Source organism: Cellulosimicrobium sp. MI9406 (genome assembly GCF_040595865.1).
GTDB classification, from domain to species: domain Bacteria; phylum Actinomycetota; class Actinomycetes; order Actinomycetales; family Cellulomonadaceae; genus Cellulosimicrobium; species Cellulosimicrobium funkei.
Window position 1 is genome coordinate 225,176 of sequence record NZ_JALIZI010000002.1, and the last position, 8,873, is coordinate 234,048.

Here is an 8,873-nt window from a genome sequence, read left to right on the forward strand (position 1 = left end):
GTCGCAAGGCCCCGCCCGCTCGCAACCTGCGGGCGACCCCTCGTTCCAGTTGTGTGCGCGCGGCCCGCGCCTAGCGTGGGAGGTGGTCCAGGAGGTGGCCGTACCGGCGGAGCGAGAGCCCGGCACGGCTACCGCTCCGTCGCCAGTCACGCCGCACGAGCGGCGACGACGACGGGAGTCCGACCATGAGCGAGACGAACGTGCCGTACGGCTCGGGGCCCGGTTCGCCGGGTGTCGGGACGGCGCAGGGCACCGGGGACGGCGGCGGCGCCGCGTCCGGGGTGAAGCAGCGCGCGAGCGAGGCCGCGTCCCACGCGGGCGACGCCGGACGCGAGGTCGCGCAGGACGCGAAGGAGAAGGCGCGCGACGTCGCGCACGAGGCCACGGACCGCGCCCGCGGCCTGGTCGACCAGACGAGGACGGAGCTCAGCGACCAGGCGCGCACGCAGCAGGAGCGCCTCGCGAGCGGGCTGCGGTCCCTCGGTGACGAGCTCCGCCAGATGGCGGACGGCACCGAGGACCCGGGCTACGCGACCGAGCTCGTGCGGCGCGCCGGGGACGCCACCGGGCAGGTGGCGCAGTGGTTCGAGGACCGCGAGCCCGCGTCGGTGCTGCACGAGGTCGAGGACTTCGCGCGGCGCCGCCCGGGGACGTTCCTCCTCCTCGCCGCCGGGGCCGGCCTGCTGGTCGGGCGCCTCGTGCGCGGGATGAAGGACGCACCGGACACCGGCTCCGACCGCGAGCAGAGCGGCGGCACCGGGTCGACGCCGTCCGCGACGCGCGGCGCGCACGCCGCACCGCTCGGCACGACCACGGGCACGGGCACGACCACCGGCGCGACGACCGGGAGCACCGGGACCGTCGGCGGGACCGGCACGACCGGGACCACCGGCGTGCCGGGCACGACCGGGGGCACGGGCACGACGGGCGCGCCGGACATCGGCACGGCGGGCGCGTACCCGGGCCTCGCGAACGACCGCCTGGCGCACGACCCCGACGTCGCGACGTCGGCCGAGGGCGCTCCCCCGGCGCCGTCGTACCCGCCCACGACGCCCGGCTCGGGCGCCCGGCCGGGAGGTGGCCCCGATGTCGTACACCCCTGACCCGTTCGCCGCGGCGGGCACCGGTCGGCACACGACGGGCAGCGGCCCCGACCCGGGCCTCGCGGCCACGCCGCAGCCCGCGCCGACGTCGGCGGACCAGCAGGCCGAGCAGCAGAGCCTCGGCGAGCTCGTCGCCGAGGTGAGCCGCGACCTGTCGACCCTCGTGCGCCAGGAGGTCGAGCTCGCCAAGGCGGAGGCCAAGCAGTCCGCGCAGCGCGCCGGGAAGGGCGCCGGGATGCTCGCCGGCGCCGGGGTGGCGGGCCACATGGTCCTGCTGTTCCTCTCCGTGGCGCTGTGGTGGGCGCTCGGCGCCGTCATGGGCCGGGGCTGGTCGGCCGTCGTCGTCGCGGTGCTCTGGGCGATCGTCGCCGCGGTGCTCGCGGCGCGCGGACGCAAGGAGCTGCGCACGGTCGGGGGCATGCCCGAGACCACGGACACCCTCAAGAAGATCCCGAACGCCGTCCGAGGACACGAGGAGAAGAACTCATGAGCACCAGCGATCCGGAGGAGATCCGGGCGGACATCGAGCGCACGCGGACCGAGCTGAGCCGCGACGTCGACGCCCTCGGGGAGAAGGTCAAGCCCGGCAACGTGGCGCGCCGCCAGGTGGACCGCGTGCGGTCGGGCGTGACGAGCGTCAAGGACCGCGTCATGGGCAGCGCGCACGACACGGTCGGCTCAGCCCGGGACACGTCGCACGGCGTCGCCGACCGCGGGCGCGAGGCGGCCTCGTCGGTCGCCGACTCGGCGCGCAGCACGGCGTCCTCGGTCGCCGACACCGTGGGCTCCGCCCCGCGGGCGGTGCGCGAGCAGACGCAGGGCAACCCGCTCGCCGTCGGCCTCGTGGCCTTCGGCGTGGGCCTCGTCGTCGCCTCCCTCCTCCCGTCGAGCCGCGCCGAGCAGCGCGCCGCCGTCGGGGTCAAGGAGAAGGCGGCCCCGCTCGTCGAGGACGTGAAGTCCACGGCGCAGGAGGTCGTGCAGGACCTCAAGGAGCCCGCCAAGGAGGGCGCCGAGGCCGTCCGCGACGCCGCGAAGGACGCCGCGCAGTCCGTGGGGCAGCACGGCAAGGAGGCCGCGGCGGACGTCCGCGACCAGGTCAAGGAGGGCTGACAGGCCCGAACGACGGCGGCCCGGGTGACGCGTGCGTCACCCGGGCCGCCGTGCGTCCGGAGCGGGTCGGTGCCCGGACGCGCGAGCGCCGGGTGAGGCGGCGTCGGACGTCCGCCTCACCCGGCGCTCCTGCGCGTCAGGCCGGTGTCAGCCGCACGACAGCGCGTCGTGCTCGGCCGTGACCGTGGCCGTCCTCCCCTCGGCGTCGGTGGCGGTGACCGTGGCGGAGCCGGCCTCGACCTCGCCGGAGCGGACCGCGAACGACTGGTAGGCGTTCGCGCCCGGGGCGACGTTCTCGACCGTCTTCGTGCCGTACGGCGTCTCGAGCGTCACGGTGAGCGGCACGTCGTCCTCGTTGAGGGCACGGACCGCGACGTAGGTCTTGCCCGCGAGGCAGCGCGCCTGCGCGGTCGCCGTGACGTCGGGCCCGGCCTCGCCGGCGGGGACGCCGGTGAGGTACTCGAAGCCGTGGGCCGCGAAGTCCTCGCCGTCGGGCGCCTGGTCCCACTCGAGGACGTAGTACGCGACGCCGGCCTCCTGCGCCGCCGTGAGGATCTCCTGGAGCGGCACCTCGCCCTCGCCCAGGTTGGTGAACGACGGGCGGCCGCCCGCGTTCAGGCCCGTGGCGTCCTTGACGTGGAGCAGCTCGATCCGGTCGCCGTACTGCTCGATGAGCGCCGGGACGTCGACGCCCGCGTGGGCGGCCCACGCGACGTCGAGCTGGAACGTCACGTACTCGGGGTTCGTCTCGCGGACCAGGATCTCCCAGGCCGAGAGCGTCTCCCCCTCGTGCTCGTACGTCGTGCGGAACTCGCCGTCGTGGTTGTGGCCGAAGAACTTCGTGAAGCCGGCGTCGACCGCCCGCTCCCCGAGCCGGTTCATGGCCTCGGCCGTCGCGAGCGTGTTCTCGTAGGTGCCGATCCCCGGTGCGGGCCAGCCGCCCGAGCCGACGTACTCCTGGCCGAGCGTCCCCACGTAGTCCAGGGTCGCGTCGAACGTGGCCTCGTCGACGTTGTAGTGCGACGACTTCACGCTCAGGCCGTAGGAGTCGGCCAGCGCACGGAACTCCTCGGCGGTGTAGCCGGAGAAGTTGCCGCCGAAGGGCTCGATGTTCTTGAAGCCGATCTCCGACAGGCGCTCGAGGACGGCCGGGAGGCCCGCCTCGTTGACCCACGGGATGAGCGAGAACATCTGGATGGACACCTGCTCGGCCGGCACGACGACCGGCTCGGTGCTGCCCTCGCCCACGGCGAACGTCACCGCGTCGACGTCCACGCCGCCGGTGGTCGTCACGACGACCGAGCCGGTGCCCTCGGGCACGCTGCTCAGCGTCTGCGTGACGTCCTGCCAGCCCTCGCCCGTGAAGGCGAAGTCGGCCAGCGGCTCGGAGGACTCGGCCCCCGCACCCTGCCAGCTCAGCGTGACGGTGCCCTCGCCGCTGCCGCGGACGGTGACCTCGTCGACGGCCTCGCCCGTCGGGGCGTGGACGAGCGCGAGCGGCCGGTAGGTGAACGAGTCGCCCTCGTCGAACGAGGTGACATAGCGGCCGGCGTTCGCCGCCGGGTCCTCGACGACCTCGACGCCCTCGGCCGCGTCGTACCACTCGGCCTGCTGCGCCTGCGGCTTGAGGATGTGCGTGGCCTCGCCGGTGATGGCGGGGACGTCACCCTGGGCCTTGTCCGTGTAGGTCACGACGAGCGTGCCGAAGATCTTCTCGCCCTCGCCGTGCTCGACGGCGTCGGGGCTCGTCTGGATCGTGAAGCCGCAGCCGTCCTCGGTGACCGCGGCGCGCCCGCTCACCTCGGGGTGGGCGTGCTCGTTGTGGCCGAGGCCGAACGTGTACTGGATGTTGGTGCACACCGGCTCGTCGCCGTCCTCGGCGTCGTGCACCGCGACGGTGTACGGGACGGCGTCGCCCCAGTCGAAGACCGCGCCGTCCGGCTGGCTCAGCGTGATCTCCGGGGCGGTGTTGCCGACGGTGACCTGCTGGATCGCGAGGCCGAAGTTGCCCTCCGGGTCCGTGACGCGCAGCTGCACGGCGAACCGGCCGCGCTCGGTGAACGTGTGCGTCACCGTCTCGCCCTGGGCGTCGTACTCGCCGTCGGCGTCGAAGTCCCAGTCGAAGGTCAGGCCCTCGTTCGGGGTCTCCGCGTCCGTGGTCGCCGAGGCGTCGAACGTCACCTCGAGCGGCGCGTCGCTGCCCGACACCGGGGTGGCCGAGATCGCCGCGCGCGGGGTCTTGTTCTCCGACCCGTAGGTGATGCGGTACAGCCCGGCGTCCGGGTTCTGGCGGAAGAAGCCGTCCCCGTACTCCAGGACGTACATGGACCCGTCCGGACCGAACTCCATGTCCATGACGTTGTCCCAGATCGGCTGGTTCACCGTCTCCAGGTGCGCGTTGGGCAGGAAGTCCTCGACCGCGGTGACCTCACCGGCCGACGAGAGCTCGTCGAGCGTGAACGCGACGACGTAGTCCTGGGAGAACTCCGCCATGAACGGCTTGCCGTCCCAGTACGCGGGGAACTTGCCCGGCGCGTCGGGGTAGTCGGCGGAGCGGAAGATCGGGCCGCCCATGGGCGCCTGGCCGCCGCCGCCCAGCTCGACCAGCGGGTCGAGCAGCTCCGGCTGGTCGCCGGGGCGGTCGCCGTAGTAGACCTGCGGCGCCGTGGCCGGCGGGACGACGTCCAGACCGGTGTTCCACGTGGAGTTGTTCTTCGCGCCGGCCTCGCAGTCGAACCACTCGCCGGGCGTGCCCGTCGCGAAGTCCCACTCGTTGTAGTTCGCGTTGGGTCCGTGGCAGTAGGGCCAGCCGCCGTTCATCGGCTCGGTCGTGAGCTGCCACTCGACGTAGCCCATGGGGCCGCGGTCGGGGTTGGCGTTCGCCGCGTCGGGGCCGTAGTCGCCCCAGACGAGCGCGCCGGACTCGAGGTCGTAGTCGATCCGGAAGGGGTTGCGCACCCCCATCACGTAGATCTCCTCGCGCACCAGGTCCTCGGAGCCCTCGTACTGCGGGTCGTCGAAGAGGTTGCCCTCGGGGATCGTGTACGTGGTGCCGGGCCCGACCTCGGTGCCGGGGGCGATGTCCTCGATCGGGTTGATCCGCAGGATCGCGCCGCGCAGGTCGTTCGTGTTGCCCGCGCTGCGGCGGTCGTCGAACCCGGGGTTCATGCCGGGCGCGTTGTTGTTCGGGGCGTACCCGTCGGCGCCGGGGGCACCGGCCGGGGTGTTGTCACCCGTGGACAGGAAGAGGTTGCCCTCCGCGTCCCACGCCATGTCGGCGCCGACGTGGCAGCACTGGCCGCGCTGCGCGTCGACCTTGAGGATCGCGCGCTCGCTGTCCAGGTCGAGCGTGCTGCTCTCCGCGTCCCACGTGAACCGCGAGAGCTGGTTGTAGCCCAGCCACCGGTCCCAGTAGCTCTCGTCCTCGCCCGCGGGGAGCGAGTTCGGCGCGCTGCCCTGCGGCGTCGTCTCGGGGTACTCGACCCCGGTGGGCGAGGTGCCCTCCATGACGCGGGGCGCGTACACGAGGTAGACGAACCCGTTCTCCTCGAAGTCCGGGTCCAGGGAGATGCCCTGCAGCCCGTCCTCGGAGTTCGCGTAGACGTCGAGCTTCGCGATCTGCGTCGTCCGCCCGGTCGCGGTGTCGGTGAGACGGACGACGCCGTCGCGCGCGGTGTGCAGGACCCGCGAGTCGGGCAGCACGGCGAGGTCGATCGGCTCACCGGTGTCCTTGCTCAGCAGGACCTTCTCGTAGTTGTTCCAGTCGAGTGCCGCGTCGTCCTGCGCGGCCTCGGCGGCGGTCTCGCTCTCGTCTCCGCCGTGGCCGGGGTGCGCGCTCGCCCCGCTCATCGCGAGCGGGACGAGCAACGCGGCGGACAGCGCCGCCGCGGCGCCTCGGGCGAGCCTGCGTCGGCTCGTGGATGGTCTGTGCACAACGTCCTCCTTGACGTGGATCGAGGAGCCCGTGGTCCCCGACCAGCAGCGCGGCACCTGTGCTCGGTGCCGCTGCTCGACGATCGCCGCTGATCGGTCGACCCGGATGGGTGGACGGCCCCGGGGACCGGGGCCTGCGCGGCGCCGTCCTGGCCCCGCGCTGCGTTCGACCCTAAGCGCGACTTTCGCTGATGCCAAGTCAGAAGTTGAAATATTGAGACGAAAAGTTGGGCCGGACCCCTCACGAAAACCGACCACAAGGTCGCTGTTCCCGGTGGGTCGCCGGGCGGCCCCCCGCGGTGGGCATCCGCCCGTCAGTCGACCCGGAGGTCGACCGTCGCGCCCCGCGCCACGGGCCGGATCTCGACCCCGGGCAGCTCCGGCGACCGCGCGAGGAAGTCGCGCAGCGGGCTGCGGAACACGCCGTAGTCGTCGTGGTGGATCGGGACGACGAGCGGCACGCCGACGCGCCGCACGAGGTCCGCTCCCTGCACGTCGTCCATGGTCACGGTCCGGCCGAGGATGCGCGTCCCGCCCAGGTGCGCGACCACCGAGTCCAGGTGCGGGAACGCGTCCGCGACGACGTCCACGTGGTCGCCCGTGAGCGTGTCGCCCGTGACGTAGACCTGGGTCTGGCGGTCGCCGTCCACGCGGTGCGTGTAGACGGTGCCCATGACCTCCGGCAGCAGCGAGCGCATGACGCCGCGCGCGTGGATCGCCGGGACCGACTCCACGTCGAGCGTCTCCTTCCCCGAGCGGAACGTCTCGATCGTGCCGGTCGGCATGCCGACCGTCGCGAAGTGGTACCGCGCCAGACGCCGCGCCGCGGACGGCGTGGTGAGGAGCGGCACCTGTCGCGTCAGGCCGCGCCGCGCGACCCGGTCGAAGTGGTCCCCGTGCAGGTGGGACAGCACGATCGCGTCGAGCGGAGGGAGGCCCGTCGGCCCGAGCGCGGGCTGGGTGCGGCGCCGCGACGCGAGACCCTTGCCGAGGTAGGCCCACTGGCCGCGGTGCAGGAAGTTCGGGTCGGTGAGCACGGTGAAGCGCCCGAACCGCAGGAGCGCCGTCGCCGTCCCGCCGAACGTGAGCGTCGCGCTCGCGCGGCGGCTCACGGCTCCCCCAGCGCTTCGAGGTGGACGGCCTTGCGCACGGTCATCTCGTCGAGCAGGTCCGGCCCGTACCCGGCCCCGCCGCCGCTGCCGCGCCGCGGGTCGGCGGACCCGCCCGGCGCGCCCCCGAACACCGCGTTCACCTTGACCGTGCCGACGTCGAGCACGTCCGCCGCGCGCAGCGCGTGGGCGAGCGACGGCGTGAGCACGGTCGCCGCCAGCCCGTACGCCGACGCGGACGCGCGTCGCAGGCCCTCGTCGAAGTCGGCGACGCGCACGACCGGCGCGACGGGGCCGAACGTCTCCGTCGTGAGCAGGTCCACGTCGTCCGGGCACCGGTCGAGGACCGTGGGCGCGTAGTACGACCCGGCCCGGTCGAGCCGCCGGCCGCCGGTCACGACCTCGGCACCCGCCGCGAGCGCCCCCTGCACGTGCTCCTCGACGACGGCGAGCTGCGCGTCGTCGACGAGCGGTCCCATGGTCGTCGCGTCGTCGGCCGGGTCGCCCACCACGACGGCGTCGGCGAGGCGCGCGAGCTCGGCGACGACCGCGTCCGCGACCTCCTCGACGACGTACGCCCGCTCGACGGCGGTGCACAGCTGGCCGCCGTTGGTGAACGCGCCGGTCGCGATCTGTCGCGCGGCGAGCACCGGGTCGACGCCCGCGTCCACGACGAGCGGGTCCTTGCCGCCGTTCTCGAGCAGCACCTTCGCACCGCGCGCGCCGGCGGCGGCGGCGATGCGCCGGCCCGCGGCCGTGGAGCCGACGTGCGCGACCAGGGCGACGTCGTCGTGCGCGACGACGGCCGCGCCCGTCCCGCCGTCGCCGCTGACGACGCGCAGGACGTCCGGCAGGAGCGCGCCCGCCACGATCTCGGCGAGGCGCACGCCGGGGGCGTCGCTGCGCTCGGACGGCTTGTGCACCACGGTGTTGCCGGTGACGAGCGCCGCGGCGAGCAGCCCGGCGGCCGCCGGGTAGGGGTCGTTCCACGGCGTGATCACCGCGACGACGCCGCGCGGCTCGCGGCGCACGACGTCCAGCGCCGCAGGGTCGCCCGCGAGCACACGCCCTGCACGGCCGAGACCCGCGACGGCGGCCTCGTCGAGCAGGTCGGCGGCGACCTCGGCCGACGCGCGCGCCTCGGCCCGCAGCCGTCCGGTGGTCGTGCACAGCAGGTCGCCGAGCTCGTCGAGGGCGGCGCGCACCGCGCGGGCGGCGGCGCGCAGGGCACCGGCCCGCTCCCCCGGCGGGGTCGCGCGCCACGCGGGCCAGGCGGCCGCGGCGGCGCGCACGGCGGCGTCGACCTCGTCGGCGCCCGCGCAGCGGACCGGGGCGGCGGGCCGACCCGTGGCCGGGTCGGTCCGGTCGAGGCGGCGCTCGCCCGCGGCCGGCGTGGTCGGGTCGGGGTGGGTGGTGGGTGTGGTGGTCGTGGTCATGCAGGCCTCCCGGGAATCACACGAAGAGAACTACCCATGGGTGCGACGTCGGCGTGCGAGAACCGCTTCCCCGGGTCAGGGTGAAGTCGGGTTGCAGCAGAGCCGACCCGCACGCGTCAGGTCCAGTGCCCCCGGTTTCTCGAGGCGCACCACGAGCCTGACCCGAACGAGGAAGGCTCGCA

The 8,873-nt window shown here is 74.3% G+C and carries 6 protein-coding genes; 3 read left to right on the forward strand and 3 right to left on the reverse strand.

Translation table 11 applies throughout. From position 1 onward, the window contains the following. The first annotated feature begins 185 nt into the window (after window positions 1-185). The 3 genes from MT994_RS04055 to MT994_RS04065 are packed head-to-tail and all read left to right on the forward strand — an operon-like array spanning window position 186 to window position 2,213. Window positions 186-1,103: a hypothetical protein gene (locus MT994_RS04055; protein WP_354805227.1), complete on the forward strand. Its 918-nt coding sequence runs from the start codon at window positions 186-188 to the stop codon at window positions 1,101-1,103. Further along, window positions 1,087-1,593: a phage holin family protein gene (locus MT994_RS04060; protein WP_354805228.1), complete on the forward strand. Its 507-nt coding sequence runs from the start codon at window positions 1,087-1,089 to the stop codon at window positions 1,591-1,593. Before MT994_RS04055 ends, MT994_RS04060 begins: the two co-directional genes overlap by 17 nt. Beyond that, a complete protein-coding gene (locus MT994_RS04065) occupies window positions 1,590-2,213 on the forward strand; it encodes a DUF3618 domain-containing protein (protein WP_074806908.1) in 624 nt (207 codons plus the stop codon). The genes MT994_RS04060 and MT994_RS04065 overlap by 4 nt, the downstream gene beginning before the upstream one ends. 147 nt (window positions 2,214-2,360) lie before the next feature. Here MT994_RS04065 and MT994_RS04070 read toward each other — a convergent pair whose 3' ends face one another. From MT994_RS04070 to MT994_RS04080, 3 genes are all read right to left on the reverse strand, one after another. After that, entirely contained in the window at window positions 2,361-6,146 is a 3,786-nt protein-coding gene (locus MT994_RS04070; protein WP_354805229.1) for a PQQ-dependent sugar dehydrogenase, read from the reverse strand. 314 nt (window positions 6,147-6,460) lie between these two features. Further along, window positions 6,461-7,258, reverse strand: coding sequence for an MBL fold metallo-hydrolase (locus tag MT994_RS04075; protein ID WP_034654591.1), 798 nt, complete (start codon window positions 7,256-7,258; stop codon window positions 6,461-6,463). After that, the gene (locus MT994_RS04080; protein ID WP_354805230.1) at window positions 7,255-8,691 is read right to left on the reverse strand and encodes an aldehyde dehydrogenase family protein; all 1,437 of its coding nucleotides are present in this window, start codon (window positions 8,689-8,691) and stop codon (window positions 7,255-7,257) included. Before MT994_RS04080 ends, MT994_RS04075 begins: the two co-directional genes overlap by 4 nt. Window positions 8,692-8,873 lie beyond the last annotated feature (182 nt).

Excerpts from the sequence above, each read along its gene's own strand:
- MT994_RS04055 (WP_354805227.1), top strand. The coding sequence starts at position 186 with ATGAGCGAGACGAACGTGCCGTACGGCTCGGGGCCCGGTTCGCCGGGT.
- MT994_RS04060 (WP_354805228.1), top strand. The coding sequence starts at position 1,087 with ATGTCGTACACCCCTGACCCGTTCGCCGCGGCGGGCACCGGTCGGCAC.
- MT994_RS04065 (WP_074806908.1), top strand. The coding sequence starts at position 1,590 with ATGAGCACCAGCGATCCGGAGGAGATCCGGGCGGACATCGAGCGCACG.
- MT994_RS04080 (WP_354805230.1), bottom strand. The coding sequence starts at position 8,691 with ATGACCACGACCACCACACCCACCACCCACCCCGACCCGACCACGCCG.